The sequence below is a fragment of the Microbispora sp. ZYX-F-249 genome (assembly GCF_039649665.1).
GTDB lineage: Bacteria > Actinomycetota > Actinomycetes > Streptosporangiales > Streptosporangiaceae > Microbispora > Microbispora maris.
In genome coordinates this window covers 117,596-133,591 of sequence record NZ_JBDJAW010000015.1, presented here as the reverse complement: position 1 = coordinate 133,591, position 15,996 = coordinate 117,596, and the positions used below count along the sequence as shown (strand labels likewise).

General features: G+C 72.7%; 15 protein-coding genes. 4 read left to right on the top strand and 11 right to left on the bottom strand.

The genetic code is table 11. From position 1 onward, the window contains the following. Positions 1-26 precede the first annotated feature (26 nt). The gene (locus AAH991_RS19665) at positions 27-1,079 is read left to right on the top strand and encodes a serine/threonine-protein kinase (protein ID WP_346227318.1); all 1,053 of its coding nucleotides are present in this window, start codon (positions 27-29) and stop codon (positions 1,077-1,079) included. Between the two features lie 81 nt (positions 1,080-1,160). Here AAH991_RS19665 and AAH991_RS19660 read toward each other — a convergent pair whose 3' ends face one another. From AAH991_RS19660 to AAH991_RS19650, 3 genes are read right to left on the bottom strand one after another with little or no spacing between them, the layout of a single operon-like run. Further along, positions 1,161-1,580, bottom strand: coding sequence for a PepSY domain-containing protein (locus tag AAH991_RS19660; RefSeq protein ID WP_346227317.1), 420 nt, complete (start codon positions 1,578-1,580; stop codon positions 1,161-1,163). Positions 1,581-1,615: 35 nt separating this feature from the next. Beyond that, entirely contained in the window at positions 1,616-2,911 is a 1,296-nt protein-coding gene (locus AAH991_RS19655; protein WP_346227316.1) for a sensor histidine kinase, read from the bottom strand. A 43-nt stretch (positions 2,912-2,954) separates the two neighbouring features. Further along, complete coding sequence (locus AAH991_RS19650) at positions 2,955-3,635, bottom strand: response regulator transcription factor (RefSeq protein ID WP_346227315.1); 681 nt, start codon at positions 3,633-3,635, stop codon at positions 2,955-2,957. 94 nt (positions 3,636-3,729) lie between these two features. Here AAH991_RS19650 and AAH991_RS19645 point away from each other — a divergent pair, with 94 nt between their 5' ends. Then, positions 3,730-4,227, top strand: coding sequence for a hypothetical protein (locus AAH991_RS19645; RefSeq protein WP_346227314.1), 498 nt, complete (start codon positions 3,730-3,732; stop codon positions 4,225-4,227). A gap of 8 nt (positions 4,228-4,235) precedes the next feature. Here AAH991_RS19645 and dop read toward each other — a convergent pair whose 3' ends face one another. From dop to AAH991_RS19625, 4 genes are all read right to left on the bottom strand, one after another. Then, the gene (gene dop, locus AAH991_RS19640) at positions 4,236-5,753 is read right to left on the bottom strand and encodes a depupylase/deamidase Dop (RefSeq protein ID WP_346227361.1); all 1,518 of its coding nucleotides are present in this window, start codon (positions 5,751-5,753) and stop codon (positions 4,236-4,238) included. 75 nt (positions 5,754-5,828) lie between these two features. Next, positions 5,829-7,064, bottom strand: a complete 1,236-nt coding sequence (locus tag AAH991_RS19635; protein WP_346227313.1) for an acyltransferase family protein — start codon at positions 7,062-7,064, stop codon at positions 5,829-5,831. Positions 7,065-7,245: 181 nt separating this feature from the next. After that, entirely contained in the window at positions 7,246-9,009 is a 1,764-nt protein-coding gene (arc, locus tag AAH991_RS19630; protein ID WP_346227312.1) for a proteasome ATPase, read from the bottom strand. Positions 9,010-9,214: 205 nt separating this feature from the next. Beyond that, entirely contained in the window at positions 9,215-10,078 is an 864-nt protein-coding gene (locus tag AAH991_RS19625) for a tRNA (adenine-N1)-methyltransferase (RefSeq protein WP_346227311.1), read from the bottom strand. Positions 10,079-10,182: 104 nt separating this feature from the next. Between AAH991_RS19625 and AAH991_RS19620 the strand changes: the two genes are divergently transcribed. Next, the gene (locus tag AAH991_RS19620) at positions 10,183-11,295 is read left to right on the top strand and encodes a GNAT family N-acetyltransferase (RefSeq protein ID WP_346227310.1); all 1,113 of its coding nucleotides are present in this window, start codon (positions 10,183-10,185) and stop codon (positions 11,293-11,295) included. A 125-nt stretch (positions 11,296-11,420) separates the two neighbouring features. Here AAH991_RS19620 and AAH991_RS19615 read toward each other — a convergent pair whose 3' ends face one another. Together AAH991_RS19615 and AAH991_RS19610 are read right to left on the bottom strand one after the other, a co-directional pair. Further along, the gene (locus tag AAH991_RS19615; RefSeq protein ID WP_346227309.1) at positions 11,421-12,644 is read right to left on the bottom strand and encodes an aminotransferase class III-fold pyridoxal phosphate-dependent enzyme; all 1,224 of its coding nucleotides are present in this window, start codon (positions 12,642-12,644) and stop codon (positions 11,421-11,423) included. 46 nt (positions 12,645-12,690) lie between these two features. Beyond that, positions 12,691-13,611 carry a carbohydrate kinase family protein gene (locus tag AAH991_RS19610; protein WP_346227308.1) on the bottom strand — a complete coding sequence of 307 codons (921 nt, stop codon included), beginning with the start codon at positions 13,609-13,611 and terminating at the stop codon, positions 12,691-12,693. Between the two features lie 52 nt (positions 13,612-13,663). Here AAH991_RS19610 and AAH991_RS19605 point away from each other — a divergent pair, with 52 nt between their 5' ends. Continuing rightward, the gene (locus AAH991_RS19605) at positions 13,664-14,254 is read left to right on the top strand and encodes a TetR/AcrR family transcriptional regulator (RefSeq protein ID WP_346227307.1); all 591 of its coding nucleotides are present in this window, start codon (positions 13,664-13,666) and stop codon (positions 14,252-14,254) included. 42 nt (positions 14,255-14,296) lie between these two features. Here AAH991_RS19605 and AAH991_RS19600 read toward each other — a convergent pair whose 3' ends face one another. Continuing rightward, complete coding sequence (locus tag AAH991_RS19600; protein ID WP_346227306.1) at positions 14,297-15,817, bottom strand: FHA domain-containing protein; 1,521 nt, start codon at positions 15,815-15,817, stop codon at positions 14,297-14,299. Continuing rightward, positions 15,814-15,981, bottom strand: a complete 168-nt coding sequence (locus AAH991_RS19595) for a hypothetical protein (protein ID WP_346227305.1) — start codon at positions 15,979-15,981, stop codon at positions 15,814-15,816. Before AAH991_RS19595 ends, AAH991_RS19600 begins: the two co-directional genes overlap by 4 nt. Positions 15,982-15,996 lie beyond the last annotated feature (15 nt).

Below are 15,996 nucleotides of genomic sequence, written 5' to 3'. Positions count from 1 at the left end.
ATCTGGGGCTAGCGCACGGGTGGTCGATGGCATCGCACGCACGGCAACTGCTGGCGGATCGGTACAAGCTGCTGACACCCTTCCGGCGGGACTCCGGGGGGATCATGTGGCAGGCCCATGATCTCCGCCTCAAGCGCGATGTCGCGATCAAGGAAGTGCAGCCGCCGTACCGCGTGGACGTGGCCGACCTGGCCGCCGCCCGCCGGCAGGCGCTGCGGGAAGCCCGCTCCGCGGCACGGCTCAGTCACCCGGCCGTCATCACGGTGCACGACCTGCTGGAGGACAAGGGCCGGCTCTGGATCGTCACCGAGCTCCTGCAGGGCCTCACGCTGGCCGACACCGTGCGCCACCTCGGGCGGCTTCCGGTCCACTGGGCCGCCTGGGTGGGTTTCCAGCTCCTGTCGGGCGTGCGGCACGCGCACTCGCTGGGCGTCGTCCACGGGGACATCCGGCCGGCCAACGTGATGCTGACCGAGGACCGGGTGGTGCTGACCGACTTCGGCATCGCCGCCTTCGACCGGGACCCGGCCGGGTCGTCGACCGTGCCGGTGGCGCGGTCCGGCGCCTACCTCGCCCCCGAGCGGCTGCGCGGGAACTCCCTGGCTCCCTCCGCCGACCTGTGGTCGTTCGGCGCCACGCTCTACTGCGGGGTCGAGGGACGGCCGCCGTACCCGGCCATGAGCCCGCTGCCGGCCGAGGTGCTGCTCGGCCGCAGCCCCGAGCCCCCGCGCCGGGCGGGCCCGTTGCGTCCGCTGCTGGAGGGCCTACTGCGGCACGACCCGGACGAACGGCTCACCGTCGACCAGGCGATGCACGTGCTGGTGGAGGTGTTGCGGCGGCAGGGCATCCCGGCCGCGACGCCGGGCCGGACGGCGGGCGAGCTGCCGAGCCGGGCCGCGCCCAGGCAGAGCAGGGAGCACCCCTACGGCCGGGCCCCCGCGCACGGATCGCCGCGGGCCCCCGGAGAGCTCACGGCCGGGCGCCTTTACGACGTAGATCAGCCGCAGGAGGACTCGCCCTACTGGCCGGCCCCCACGACCCGCCCCCGCCGGCACCGCAACGGCCCCCCGGCGCCCTGACCGCGCCCGCCGGGTGACGGCTCTCCCGCGTCCCTCGCGGCAGAGCCGTCCTCCGCCGTCCCCGTCGTCCCGTCGTACGGGTCAGTCGTCGTGACCGCGGCCGTGGTGACCGCGGTCGTCGTGACCGCGGCCGTGGTGACCGCGGTCGTCGTGCCCCCGGTCGTCGTCCCCGGCCCGGAACTTGACGATCCTCCCGCTCGCGACGGAGACGTACACGCGATACTCCCGGTGGCCCTTGCGGAGCTCGACCTTCCACACGCGGCGGCCGTGCTCCCACTCGCGCTCCACCTTGGTGACCCGGGCGCCGGGCACCCGCTTCCCGGCGATCGCGATCGCCCGGCTCCGGCTCACGGTGGTCGGGGCGGAGGCGGAGGCGCCGGCGGTCGAAACGGTGGAGGCGGAGGAGGCCGGCGCCGCGACGGAGGCGGAGGCGGTTCCGCCGGCGGTGAGGGCGGCGAGGGTCGTGGCGGCCGCGAGAGCGATCTTCGTTGTCTTTCTCATGCCCCAACCGTCGCAGCGATCATGCTAGGGCCGCGCTAAGCGATCCCTAAAACCAGGCGTACCTCCGCACCGCCCGGATCGGACTCGCCGAGAGCCAGGAAGCCGCCCGACTCCTGGGCCACGCGACGGGCGATGTCGAGGCCGAGGCCGGTCGACCCGGCACCGCTGTCCCCCCGCCTCGGCGGGTCGCCCGGGCCGAAGCCCGGACCCGCGTCCGACACCGTGAGGACCACCCGCCCGGCCTCCCCGCCGGCCCCGCCCGGGGCGAGGTCACCGGTGGCGAGGCGGACGCGGAACGACGCGCCGTCGGGGGTGTGCGCGAAGACGTTGCCCAGGAGGGCGTCGACGCAGGCGGCGAGGTCCTCGGCGGAGACCGCCACCGGCAGCGGGCCGGGGGCCAGGTCGAGCACGACCGCCCTGGACTGGTCTTCGGCGAGCACCGACCAGAACGCGACCCTGTCGCGCACGACCGGGACGGCGTCGCACGAGGCCCGTTCCCGCGAGCGCCGCCGGACGTCGTTGATCACCGCGGTGACCGCGCGCTCCAGCGCGTCCACGCGCGTCTCGATCCTCGCCGCCTCCTCGGGGTCCGACAGCGACTCCGCCTCCAGCCTGAGGCCGGTCAGGGGGGTTCGCAGCCGGTGGGAGACGTCCGCCACGGTCTCCCGCTCCTCGGCGAGCAGGTCCGAGATGCGTCCCGCCAGGTGGTTGAGGGCCAGGCCGGCCGTACGCACCTCGGGCGGGCCGAGTGGCGTCGCCCTGGCGGTCAGGTCGCCGGTGGCGAGGCGGTGGGAGACCTCGGCAAGCGCTTTGGTGGGCCGGACGACCGCGCGGGCGAGCCTGTCGGCGACGAGGATGCCGACCCCCACCAGGGCGACCCCGAGGATCAGCAGCGCGAGCCACGTCTGACGTACGCCGCGCATCAGGTCGTCGTCGCCGAGGAAGACGCGGACGACGGCGGTGCCGCCCGGCGCCCCCTCGACCGCCACCAGGATCTCCCGGCCGCCCGGCGCCGCCGCCGACAGGCTGCGGCCCCGCGCCGCGAGGTCCACCGCGGCGGTGCGGGCCGCGGCGGCTCCGAGCACCCGGCCGCCGGCGAGGAAGACCGTCACCGGGTGGCCGCTCGACGCGCTCGCCTGCTCCGCGGTCAGCCGCAGCGTCTCCTCGTCCACGGTGCCCACCGCCACCGCGACCGACTCGGCGGCCCGGGTCGCCGAGTCGACGGCCTCGCTCCGCGCCACCGAACGGACCAGCAGCGCCAGCGGCACGAGCAGCGACACGAGCACGAGTGACGTCGTCGCCGCGACGAGGGCCGCGAGCCAGCGCCTCACCGGCGCTCCCCCGGGCCCGCGCCGGCGCGGGTCGCCGTACCGGTCACGAGGGCGCGGTGAGGCGGACGCCGACGCCCCGGACGGTCTGGAGGTAGCGCGGCTGCTGGGCGGTCTCGCCGAGCTTGCGGCGCAGCCAGGAGAGGTGGACGTCGACCGTCTTGTCGGTGCCGCCGTAGGGGATCTGCCAGACCTCGGTGAGCAGCTCGCGCTTGGTGACCACCTGCCCGGCCCGCGCCGCCAGGTAGTGCAGCAGGTCGAACTCGCGCGGCGTCAGGTCCAGCGGGGCGCCGCCGAGCGCCGCCTCCCGGGTCCGCGGGTCCACGCGCAGCGCACCGACGGTCAGCGAGCTGTCCTCGGGGGGCGTGTCCACGCGGCGCAGCACGGCCCGGATGCGGGCGTCGAGCTGCGCCGCGCTGTACGGCTTGACCACGTAGTCGTCGGCGCCCGCGTCGAGCAGGCAGATCATCTCGGCCTCCCCGTCCCTGGCGGTGGCCACGATGACCGGGACCCGGCTCACGGCGCGGAGCATGCGCAGCAGGTCCGCGCCGTCCATGTCGGGCAGGCCGAGGTCGAGCACGATGAGGTCCGGCCGGTCCTCCACCACCGACCGCAGGCCGTCGAGGGCGGTGGGGGCGGAGGAGACGGCGTGGCCGCGCTCGCGCAGGCTCCGGGTGAGGGAGCCGCGGATCGGGGCGTCGTCTTCGATGAGGAGCACGCTTGGCATTTGGCCGCTACGTTAGCTCTCCGCGGTCCCGCGGCATAAGTCCGTTATCCGGGCCTTAGCGATCCCTTAGCGTTCGCGGTGGGAGAGTGGGCGCGTGAACTCCCGCCTCGTCCTCGCCGTCGCCGGATGGCTGCTGGCCGCCGCGCTCGCCACCGGGGCGGGCGTCGCGGTGCTCGGCCTGCTCGGCCGGCCGCTCGCCGGACCCGCCGGGCGGCCCATGACGGCCGAGGAGATCCGCGTCGCCCTCGCCCGGGACACCCCGGCGGCGCCGTCCTCCGGCCCCGCCTCATCCGCCGTACCCGACCGGTCCCCCGTACGGGCGCAGTCCCCCGCGCCGCGCGCCACGCCCGTCACCGGCCGGAAGCTGATCAGGACCGGCGCGGGCAGCGTGATCGCCCGGTGCGACGGCGGCCTGGCGCGGCTCCAGTCGTGGACGCCCGGTCAGGGGTACGAGGTCCACGACGTCAATCCGGGGCCGGACGACCACGCCCGGGTGCGGTTCGAGTCGGACGAGGGCGACGAGGGCAGGGTCGAGATCGAGGTGCGCTGCGCCGGCGACGTCCCCGTCCCCCGGATCGACCGCCACGACTGACGCGGCGGTCAGCCCTCGCCGGTGAGCGCGGCGACGAGGTCGGCGGCCGTGCGGCAGCGGTCGAGCAGGTCGCCCACGTGCGCCTTGGTGCCGCGCAGCGGCTCCAGGGTCGGCACGCGCTGGAGCGACTCCCGGCCCGGGATGTCGAAGATCACCGAGTCCCAGGAGGCGGCCGCGACCGACTCGCTGTACTGCCGCAGGCATCGGCCCCGGAAGTAGGCCCGGGTGTCGGTGGGCGGCGTCTCCACCGCGCGGTCGATGTCCTCGTCGGTCACCAGGCGCTGCATCCGGCCCCTGGCGACGAGCCGGTTGTACAGGCCGCGGTCGGGGCGGATGTCGGAGTACTGCAGGTCGACCAGCTGCAGCCGGGGGTGGTTCCAGGGCAGGTTGTCGCGCGTGCGGTAGCCCTCCAGGATCTCCAGCTTGGCGACCCAGTCGAGCTCCCGGGACAGCTGCATCGGGTCCTCGGCGAGCCGGGTGAGCACCGACTCCCAGCGGTTGAGCACGTCCTTGGTGAGCTCGTCCACGCCCGAGCCGAAGCGGTCCTCGACGTACTTGCGGGCCTGCTCCAGGTATTCCATCTGCAGCTGCACGGCGGTCATCTTCCGCCCGTTGCGCAGCGCGATCTCGTACTTGCAGGTCGGGTCGTGGGACACCGCGCGCAGCGCCGCGACCGGCGACTCGGGGGTCAGGTCGATGGTGAGGAACCCCTCCTCGATCATCGCCAGCACCAGAGCCGTCGTGCCGAGCTTCAAATATGTCGAAATTTCCGACATGTTGGCGTCGCCGATGATCACGTGCAGCCGCCGGTACTTCTCCGGGTCGGCGTGCGGCTCGTCGCGGGTGTTGATGATGGGCCGCTTGAGCGTGGTCTCCAGCCCGACCTCGACCTCGAAGAAGTCGGCCCGCTGGCTGATCTGGAAGCCCTCGGTGCGCGAGTCCTGGCCGATGCCGACCTTGCCCGCGCCGCACACCACCTGCCGCGACACGAAGAACGGCGTCAGGTGCCTGACGATGTCGGCGAACGGCGTCGCCCGGCGCATGAGGTAGTTCTCGTGGCAGCCGTACGACGCGCCCTTGGCGTCGGTGTTGTTCTTGTACAGCTGGATGGGGGCGTTGCCGGGCATGGAGGACGCCCGTACGGCGGCGTCGTACATCACCCGCTCGCCCGCCTTGTCCCAGATCACCGCGGCCCGGGGGTTGGTGCACTCGGGCGTCGAGTACTCCGGGTGGGCGTGGTCCACGTACAGGCGCGCGCCGTTGGTGAGGATCACGTTGGCGAGCCCGAGGTCCTCGTCGGTGAGCTGGCTCTGGTCGGCCACCTCACGGGCCAGGTCGAACCCCCGGGCGTCGCGGAGCGGGTTCTCCTCCTCGAAGTCCCACCGGGCCCGGCGAGCCCGGGCGGCCGACGCCGCCAGGTACGCGTTGACGACCTGTGAGGAGGTCACCATCGCGTTCGCTCCCGGTTGACCGGGCACGGCGATGCCGTACTCGGTCTCGATGCCCATCACCCGCCGAACCGTCATTCGCACCCCGCCTGCTTCAGGCCGTCGTAGTCATATCCGAGCCTAGCCCTTTCTCTATGCCCTGCTACCGAACAGTTACGGCACAGATGCCTCGGGACTTTGCACCGGAATGGTCGCCGCGGTCCCGGAGGCACGGCCGCCGCCGCCCCGGCGGGGCCTCCGGGAGCGGCCGAGCAGGGCCCCCAGCCTGGCCCGGAGCCATCGCTGACCGGGCTTGTCGACCAGCCGGTAGATCAGGTACGCGAGCCCGATCGAGACCGCCATCGTGATCCCGGTGAGCAGCCACGGATCCACCACGTCCCGGTACGCGGGGATCAGGACGGCCGAGACCGTCTGGTGCAGAAGATAGAGCGGATACGTCAGAGCCCCCAGGGCGACCAGGCGGCGCCAGCGCACCCACCGCAGCCAGCCGAGGGCGACCGCGGCCATCAGGAGGTAGACGAGCGTGATCGCGACGACGACGGCCTCGGGGGGCGCCGGGTACCGGGCGATGCCGATCAGGCGCACCCGCTCCCCCACGCGCTCCATGGCGGCGTGCAGGGACATCCCGTAGCCGGCGGCGACCATCAGCCACGGGACCAGGGCCCCCGAGCGCACCCCGAAGCGGTGGATCAGGAAGAAGGCCATGCCCGCGATGAAGTACGGCGCCTGCCGCGGCATGAAGACGAAGACGAGCGTCTCGTTCTGGGTGAACTCGGCCAGCAGCGCCAGGCCGGTCCAGGCCGCCAGGAACACCAGGCAGCGCCGCAGCGTGATCCCGACGAGGGAGAACAGCGCCACGAGGACGTAGAACCGCAGTTCCACCCACAGCGACCAGAAGACGCCGCCGGCGTGGCCCACGCCGAACGCGCCCTGGAACATGGTCAGGTTGAGCAGGTACTCGCCGTCGCTGAGCTTGGGGTCGAAACCGGCGACCCCGCTGAAGCGGTACATGATGAAGATCACGAGCACGGCGAACCAGTACGCCGGGTACAGCCGGGACACCCGGGAGACGGCGAACTCGCCGACCGTGTGCCCCCAGACGCTCATCAGGATGACGAACCCGCTGATGAGGAAGAACAGCTCCACGCCGAGGATGCCCAGCGTGGTCAGCCGGGCGACCGGCTCGAACAGCTTGGTGGGGAACTCGTCCCACAGCGACCTGCTGGCCGCCATGAAGTGGAAGGCCATGACGGCGAAGGCGGCCACGAAGCGCAGGACGTCGAGCTCGACCAGGCGGCGGCTCCCGGCCGGTGCGGCCGCTCGCGGCGCCGGGACCGCGGCCGGGACCGGAGCGCCGCTCCGCACGGGCTGCCTGACGGACTGTCTCACGGAAGTCACCCGCGCGAGCCAAGGAAGATCATGCCATCTTTGACGTGATCACTCCCGGCTTCGGTTCCCTCGGGTCACGATCGTCACCGGAGACGACCGGCCTTTCCGGAAAGCCGGAGGAGCGGCGCGATCGGATCGCGCCGCTCCTCGGATGGCACCGGCCCGGCCGGGTGCCGGGGTGCTACAGGTACTGACCGGTGTTGGCGACCGTGTCGATCGACCGTCCGGCCTCGGTGCCCTGCTTGCCCTGGACGAGCGTGCGGATGTAGACGATCCGCTCGCCCTTCTTGCCGGAGATGCGGGCCCAGTCGTCGGGGTTGGTGGTGTTGGGCAGGTCCTCGTTCTCGGAGAACTCGTCCACGCAGGCAGCCAGCAGGTGCGAGATCCGCAGGCCCTTCTGCCCGGTGTCGAGGAACTCCTTGATGGCCATCTTCTTGCCGCGGTCCACGATGTTCTGGATCATGGCGCCGGAGTTGAAGTCCTTGAAGTACAGGACTTCCTTGTCGCCGTTGGCGTAGGTGACCTCGAGGAAGCGGTTCTCCTCGCTCTCGGCGTACATCCGCTCGACCACCCGCTGGATCATCGCGGCGATCGTGCCCTCGCGGCTGTCACCGTGCTCGGTGAGGTCGTCCGGGTGCAGCGGCAGGTCGTTGACGATGTACTTCGAGAAGATGTCCTTGGCCGCCTCGGCGTCCGGCCGCTCGATCTTGATCTTGACGTCCAGGCGGCCGGGCCGCAGGATCGCCGGGTCGATCATGTCCTCGCGGTTGGAGGCGCCGATGACGATGACGTTCTCCAGGCCCTCGACACCGTCGATCTCCGACAGGAGCTGGGGGACGATGGTGTTCTCGACGTCGGAGGAGACGCCCGAGCCGCGGGTCCGGAAGATCGAGTCCATCTCGTCGAAGAAGACGATCACCGGGGTGCCCTCGGAGGCCTTCTCACGGGCCCGCTGGAAGACCAGGCGGATGTGCCGCTCGGTCTCGCCGACGTACTTGTTGAGAAGCTCGGGACCCTTGATGTTGAGGAAGAAGCTCTTGCCGGACTGGCCGGTCTTCTCCGCGACCTGCTTGGCCAGGGAGTTGGCGACGGCCTTCGCGATCAGCGTCTTGCCGCAGCCGGGCGGGCCGTACAGCAGCACGCCCTTCGGCGGGCGCAGCTTGTGCTCGCGGAACAGGTCGGCGTGCAGGTAGGGCAGCTCGATGGCGTCCCTGATCTGCTCGATCTGCCTGCTGAGGCCGCCGATCTCCTCGTAGGAGATGTCGGGGACCTCTTCGAGGACGAGCTCCTCGACCTCGGACTTGGGGATGCGTTCGTAGACGTAGTTGGAGCGGGGTTCGAGCAGGAGGGAGTCGCCGGCCCGCAGCGGCTGGTCCAGCAGCGAGTGGGCGAGCTTGACGACCCGCTCCTCGTCCGCGTGCGAGATGACGAGGGCGCGCTCGCCCTCCTCCAGCAACTCCTTGAGCATCACGATCTCGCCGACGTCCTCGTAGCCGAGGGCCTCGACGACGTTGAGCGCCTCGTTGAGCATGACCTCCTGGCCACGCTTGAGCGAGTCGACGTCCACGGCCGGACTGACGTTGACCCGGAGCTTGCGCCCGCCGGTGAACACCTCGATCGTGCCGTCTTCCCTCGCCTCGAGGAAGACACCGAATCCGGACGGCGGCTGCGCCAGCCGGTCGACCTCCTCCTTGAGGGCGACGATCTGGTCTCTGGCCTCCTTGAGGGTGGCGACCAGACGCTCGTTCTGGCCTGTGAGGGCGGCCACCTGTGCCTGCGCCTCGTGGAGACGCTCCTCGATGACCCTGGCCTGCCGGGGAGACTCGGCCAGCTTCCGGCGCAACGCGGTTATCTCCTCCTGCAGGAAGGAGACCTGTGTTGTGAGATCGGCGACCTCCCGTTCGCGCTGCGCGGCCCGAGCCTCAGCGTCGTCGCGAGCTGCCACGCCCCGTCACCTCCTTCCCCGTCGAGAACGACTACTCAAGACCCTACCTATCTTGGCGCTGTACGTAACCTGGCCGGGCAGTGTTCGTGTAGTTACGTTGGGTGTTCGGCGTTTGATACCTTATGGACCGATTGTTCGGGTCACCATTAGGAACACACCCAAATGTTCCCGTGTCACGTGGCTTTGCCGGGTTGTGGCCGAATCGTCACCCTTGTTCGATCCCCTCTCCGTACGCCCCCTTGGCGGGGCGCCTGCGCCGCGGCGGGGGCGTGACGCCGTCCGCCATGCGCCGGGCCGTGACGAGGAACCCCGTGTGGCCGACCATCCGGTGATCGGGCCGTACCGCGAGGCCCTCGACATGCCAGTCGCGAACCAGGGTCTCCCACGCGTGAGGCTCGGTGAAACTCCCGTGCTCCCGCAGGGTTTCCACCGTTCTGGACAATTGGGTCGTTGTCGCAACATAGCAGCAAATAACTCCCCCGGGAGTAAGGGACTTCGCCGCCGCGTCAACGCACTCCCAAGGAGCGAGCATGTCCAGGATGACGCGATCCACGTCAGCCTCGTCGAGCGCGTCGACGAAGTCTCCGACCACGAGGCGCCACTGCCCCACGGGGCCGCCGAAGAACTTCTCCACGTTCTTCGTGGCGACCTCGGCGAAGTCCGCGCGCCGCTCGTAGGAGGTCACCTTCCCCTCCGTGCCGACCGCGCGCAGCAGGAAGCAGGTGAGCGCGCCGGACCCCACGCCGGCCTCCACCACCCGGGCGCCGGGGAAGATGTCGGCCATGGCGACGATCTGGGCCGCGTCCTTCGGGTAGACCACCGCGGCGCCGCGCGGCATCGAGACCGCGTAGTCGGCGAGCAGGTGCCGGAACGCCAGGTACGCCGTGCCGCCCGAGGACCGCACCACGGACCCCTCGGGCTGCCCGATCAGGTCGTCGTGCGGGATCGACCCCTTGTGCGTGTGGAAGACGCCGCCCTCTTTCAGCGTCACCGTGTGCCGCTTGTTCTTGGGGTCGGTGAGCTGGACCTGATCTCCGGCCTGGAACGGGCCGTGCCTGCGAAAACCCATGCGCAAAGGCTAGTGCCCATCACACCGGCCTTCGGCCCGCCGGGAGGGGGCGCCGGGCGGGAAAACACTGGCCGCCGCGGCGTCGCTGCTGCTAACAATGGGACATGTTGCCCCAAGAGGCGATCCTCGCTGGACCGGCCGTTCTGCGCCTGCCGGTCGAGGGGGACGCCGACCAGATCGCCCGTGCCTGCTCCGACCCCGACATCGCGCGCTTCATCCCCTTCGTCCCGTCGCCGTACACCCGTGACGACGCACTGGCCTGGATCACCAAGGCCGTCCCGGCCGCCTGGGAGAACGGCGGAGCCGACTTCCTCGTCGCCGACGCCGCGACCGGCGAGGTCCTCGGGACGGCCGGGCTGAAGCCGCCGGACCGGTTCGGCGTGACCGAGGTGGGCTACTGGCTCGCCCCGTGGGCGCGGGGCCGCGGCGTCGCCACCGCCGCCGTGCGGGCGCTCGCCGAGCGGGCCTTCGCCCGGGGTGTTCCCCGCATCGGGCTGATCGCCGAGGTCGACAACATCCCGAGCCAGCAGGTCGCCCAACGGTGCGGGTTCTCCCACGAGGGCGTGCTGCGCGCGGCCGGCTCGGTCCGCGGGGAGGCCCGCACGGATCTGGCGGTGTTCGGGCGGCTCGCCTCCGACCCGGGCGACCCGATCACGCCCTTCCTCCCGTTCTTTCCAGGGGGGTTCCCCGGCGGCTCGCTCACCGACGGGGTCGTCCGGCTCACGCCGCTGACCGCCGCCGACGCCGCCGACTACTTCGCGCTGGCGTGCGTGCCCGACGTGCGGGACTCGCACGTGCCGCCGGTGGAGCCGTCGTACGCCGGCAGCGAGGCCGTCTGCCGGTACGCCGGGCACCTGTGGCTGACCGGCCAGCGGGCCGACATCGCCATCAGGGACGCCCGCACCGGCGAGTTCGCCGGCGACGTCCAGCTCACCGGCATCGTCCCGCCGCTCGGCCAGGCGATGCTCGGCTACAGCCTCCGTCCGGAGTACCGCGGCAGGGGCATGGTGACGCGGGCGGTGAACCTGCTGGCGGAGTGGGCGTTCGCGCACACGCCCCTGCGCCGGATCGTCGCCGGGACCACGCCGGGCAACACGGCCTCGCACCGGGTGCTCGAACGGGCGGGATTCACCAGGGAGCACTTGGTGAAGGGGCTGCTGCCCGGACCGGGAGACACCCGCCTGGACGACGTCCAGTGGGCCAGGACACGCCCCTGAGGTTTCTGGGCGGAACGGACCTGCCGCGCTCGGGCACCGCCCGGAACCCGGTGCCCGAGCGCGGGCCGTCCGCGGCACGGCACGCCCTGGTGGGCGTTCCGGCCACGCCGGCGCCGGCCGCCCTCTCAGTCGGCTCCGTACGCCGCCCTCAGCTTGGCGAAGGCGGCGTCGGTCCCCTGGAGGGCCCGGTCGATCTCCTCGTCCGTGTGCGCGGCCGAAAGGAACCAGTTGTGCCAGGGATGGAGGTAGACCCCCTCCTCCAGGCAGGCACCGGCCCAGGCGATGCCCTTCTCCAGCGTGTCGTCGCCGTCGAAGGACAGCCACGGCACCTGCACCGGGCCGGTCTGGCGGACCACGAAGCCGTGTGCGGCCGCCTGGGCGGCGAGCCCCTCGCGCAGCCGGGTCCCGGCCCGGTGCATGAGCGCGGGGCCGTCGATCTCACGCAGGATCTCGATCGTCGCCTTGGCGGCGGCCATGGCCGTCGCGGAGAACCAGAAGGAGCCGGTCGAGTACAGCGTCTGGGCCGCCCCGCGCAGCGCGTCGGTCCCGGTGACCGCCGCGATGGGGAAGCCGTTGGCCATCGCCTTGCTCCAGGCCGTCAGGTCGGGGCGCACGCCGAACGGCTCCCACGAGCCGCGCAGGTCCAGCCGCCACCCGGCGCGTACGTCGTCGATGACCAGGGCGGCGCCGAGACGGTCGGCCAGTGCCCGCACGCCCCGGGCGAACTCGGCGTCGGCGGGCTCCTGGTCCTCGAACGAGTCGTGCTTGAACGGCGTGACCAGGATGGCGGCGACGTCGCCGTCCGCCTGTGCCGCGGCGGCCTCGGCGCTCGCGAGGTCGTTGTAGGTGAACTCGATCGTGTCCGCCCGCTGGTTGGGGGTGACCCCCGACAGGCCGGGCGTGCACCAGGGGTCGGCGCCGTGGTAGGCGCCGTGGGCGACCAGCGCCTTGGTCCTGCCCGTCGCCGCCCTGGCCACCATCAGGGCCTGGGTGGTGGCGTCGGTGCCGTTCTTGGAGAACATGGCCCAGTCGGCGGAGGGGATGAGGTCCACCAGGAGCTCGGCGAGCTCCACCATGACCGGGCCGGGGCCGTTCAGGCAGTCGCCGCCCGCCTGCTGGGCCGCGGCGGCGGCCTCCACCCTCGGGTTGCGGTGGCCGACGATCATCGGGCCCCAGCTGCACATGAGGTCGACGTACTCACGGCCGTCGGCGTCCCACTGACGGGCGCCTTCGGCGCGGACGAAGAACTGGGGGTAGCGGTCCCCGTGCAGGGCCGCGTTGAGGTGGCCGTACATGCCGCCGGGGATGACCTTGGCGGCACGGGCCCGCAGGGATGCGTCGACGGACATGGGCGGCACTCCTGAGATCGGGGAATCGGGAGAGGTCGAGCCGGGGTCAGGCGCCGGGAGCGGGGTCGCCGGGGACGAAGCCGTCCAGGCCAGCGTCGGAGCCGAGCCCGCCGGCGACCCGTGCGGCGACGGCCGTGCCGAGGCGGGCGGCGCCGAGGACGTCCTCGCCGCGCAGCAGTCCGGCGGCGAAGCCGGCGCAGTACGCGTCGCCGCAGCCCGTGGTGTCGACCACCGGCACGTCCAGGGCGGGCACGCGGGTGACTCCGCCGGCGGTGGCGACGAGGCTGCCCGCGGCCCCCAGGGTGACGATCACGCCCTTCGGGCCCTCGGCGAGCAGCGCGGCCGCGGCCTCCTCCGGCGTCGGCGCCCCGCTGAGCATGAGCGCCTGCTCCTCGTTCGGCAGGAGGTAGTCGACGTGGGGCAGGAACGCGCGGACGCCGGGCATGAGGTCGGGCATGTTCGACAGCAGGTCCAGCGTGACGGTCGTGCCGCCCTCGCGGGCCTTGTCGAGCAGCGCGTGGAAGGCGGGGTCGTGCAGGCCCCAGGTGACGTCCATGCCGCCGAGGTGCACCACCTTCGCGCCGGTCAGACGATCGGCGTCGAGGTCGGCGGTCGCCAGCCCGAGGTTGGCCCCGGGCACGTGGAACGAGGGCCGGCCGCCGTCGGGCCGGATGGGCAGGATCGAGGCCGCCGTCTGCTCCCCCGCCCTGCGCACCACGCCGTCCACGTCGACGCCGTGCCGCGCCATGATCATCAGGAGGAAGTCGCCGAGCTCGTCGTCGCCGACGGCGCCCATGGAGGCGACCGGCACGCCGATCTTCGCCAGGGCCACGGCCGTGCCCGCGGCGGCGCCTGCCGCGGTGATGCGGATCTGCTCCAGCAGGTGGGTGTCCTGACCGGCCGGGATGGACTCGACCGGGCGGGCCAGGACGTCGACGATATGCACGCCGACCGTCACTACCGTCATGAGCGGATAATAGACGGGCGCCCGACTAAAATGTCAACCGAGGTGGTGCACCATGCCGAAGATCGTCAATCACGAGGAGCGCAGGGGCGAGGTCGTCGCGGCGGCCCGCCGGATCATCCTGCGCGAGGGCATCGAGGCCGCGACCACGCGGGCCATCGCCAAGGAGGCCGGCTACTCCAACGGGGTGCTCACGCACTACTTCGCCGACAAGGACGAGATCCTGCTGTCGGCCCTGGAGGCGTCCCATCGCCGGATCGCCGACCGGCTGCGGGAGAAGCTGCCGGGCCGCACCGGCCTGGCGGCGCTGCGGGAGCTGCTGCTCGACAACGTGCCGCTGGACGAGGAGCGGGCCGGGGAGACCGGCCTGGAGGTGGGCTTCTGGGGGCGCAGCCTGACCAGCCCCGCGCTGCTCGAGGTCCAGCGGCGGGAGGCCGCCGAGCTCCGCTATCTGGTGACGAGCCTGCTCAGGTCCGCCGCCGAGGCCGGTGAGATCCGCACGGACGAGGACCTGGAGGACGTCGCGGAGCGGCTGCTCGCGCTGGTGGACGGGCTGAGCGTGCACCGGCTGCTCTATCCGTCGCATGTCACCGGTGAGCGGCTGGAACGGCTCATCATGGGCGAGATCGAGCGCCTGCGCGCCTGACCTCCGCCGGGAGCCGGCCAGGCCCCCGGCGGGTCGCACGGGTCAGGCGTTGCGGTGGGCCTCGTACCGCATCGTGCGCGAGACGCCGACCCGCACGGTCGTGCCGGGCAGGATCGGCACCGGCTCGTTCGGCGGGATGTCGTAGAAGTTGGGGTCGCCGGGCGGCTGGATCTGGGTGCCGTTCACCGAGCCCAGGTCGAGCAGGTTGACGTCCCAGCTGTCCAGGAAGACCCGCAGGTGACGGCGCGACACCGAGCCGTCGGGGCTGGTGACCCTGGCCGGCCTGGCCTCGCCCGACTGCACCTCCGGCGCGCGCTCGGGGTCGCGGCCCAGCAGGTAGTCGGCCTCCAGCGGCAGCGCCATGCCGTCGTCGAGCAGCAGCACCCCGAGCTGCGGCCGGGGCCCCTTGTACGGCACCACCGCCCGCTGGTCGATGGGGATGCCGCAGACCGCGCAGTACGGCGCACGCGGGTCGTTGAAGTGGTCGTTCTTGCAGTCGACGCCGTAGACCATCGGCCGCGGCTCCGGCTCGGGCGTCGAGTCCATCTGGGTGGGCTCGCCCTGGTCCTCGTCGGCGGACGCGTGCGGCGCCGGCTCGAACGGCCCGCTCGGCGCGCCGTCCGGCCCGCCGAAGTCATGCGGCCCGCCGAAGTCGTGCGGCCCGCCCGGATCGTGGGACGCTCCCAGGTCGTGCGGCCCGCCCCGGTCCTCGGCGGGCTCGGGCAGCGGGGGCAGCGGCTGCGGCCCGGACTGATGCGCGGGCCCGGGATCGGGGAGGGGGGGCGGCAACGGCGGCAGCGGCTGGGAGACGTGGGACGGCGGCTGGACGGGCGGCGGCGCGAGCGGCTGGGACGCTCCCGGCGGCGCCTCGGCCGACGGCCCCCCGCCGGGCAGCGGGCCGGACGGGAACGGCGACGCGGGCGGCGGCGGCACGGACGACGGCACCGACGACGGCACCACGGGTCCGCGCGGGGCGATCGGCTCGGGAGCCGCGACGGGCGGCGCCTGCACGCCGGGCTGCTGTCCCTGGTGCTGCGGCGGCCGCGGGGGCAGCGGCGGGAAGGCGAGATCGCCCTGCCGGGCGAAGTCGCACTCCAGCCCGGCTCCGGTCACCACACCGCCGTCCAGCCGGGCGTACGGGCTCGACGGGCCCGCTCCGGGCAGGCGCAGCTCGACCCGGGACACCGGGCCGTTGACGAGACGGTCGGTCCAGGTCAGCGCGTCGTGCCCGGCGAGGCGGACCTCGCCGTCGGGCCCCGACACGGTGGCGTACGCGGCCCCGCTGACCAGCACGGCCACCCCGCCCCCAGCGGGTCCGGCGACCGCGCAGGCCACCGGCTCCCCGCCGATCGACCTGTCCATGGCGCGCGCCAGGATCTGGGCCACCCGGCGGGCCAGCGCCCGGCCGTCGCCGCCCGTCGTGGCGGTCTCGCTCAGCGCGCCGATCAGGTCCTCGACCGGCTGGTCGCCGCCGGTGGCGCACACGAGCAGCAAACCGTTCAGATGGGCGACCACGCCCTCCCCCGGCAGCGGGCGGACCACCCCCACGCCCTGTTCCGTCACAGAAGTTCTCCCTCCGGAAACGCCACCGGATGACCGGCACCATCGCCGGCACGCCATGTGCCGGATCGATCACCCCAGAAAGTAGCAAAAAAGAACGGCGAACCGGCCTGCGGGAGCGCGCGACGGGCGACCGGACGGCGCCCGGCCCCGGCTTCGATCAGCACCCAGTCTCCGGCGGG

Coding starts and splice junctions, on each gene's coding strand:
- AAH991_RS19605 (WP_346227307.1), top strand. CDS start 13,664: ATGCCGAAGATCGTCAATCACGAGGAGCGCAGGGGCGAGGTCGTCGCG.
- AAH991_RS19650 (WP_346227315.1), bottom strand. CDS start 3,635: ATGCCAAGCGTGCTCCTCATCGAAGACGACGCCCCGATCCGCGGCTCC.
- AAH991_RS19660 (WP_346227317.1), bottom strand. CDS start 1,580: ATGAGAAAGACAACGAAGATCGCTCTCGCGGCCGCCACGACCCTCGCC.
- AAH991_RS19620 (WP_346227310.1), top strand. CDS start 10,183: ATGTTGCCCCAAGAGGCGATCCTCGCTGGACCGGCCGTTCTGCGCCTG.
- AAH991_RS19625 (WP_346227311.1), bottom strand. CDS start 10,078: ATGGGTTTTCGCAGGCACGGCCCGTTCCAGGCCGGAGATCAGGTCCAG.
- AAH991_RS19610 (WP_346227308.1), bottom strand. CDS start 13,611: ATGACGGTAGTGACGGTCGGCGTGCATATCGTCGACGTCCTGGCCCGC.
- dop (WP_346227361.1), bottom strand. CDS start 5,753: ATGACGGTTCGGCGGGTGATGGGCATCGAGACCGAGTACGGCATCGCC.
- AAH991_RS19665 (WP_346227318.1), top strand. CDS start 27: ATGGCATCGCACGCACGGCAACTGCTGGCGGATCGGTACAAGCTGCTG.
- AAH991_RS19615 (WP_346227309.1), bottom strand. CDS start 12,644: ATGTCCGTCGACGCATCCCTGCGGGCCCGTGCCGCCAAGGTCATCCCC.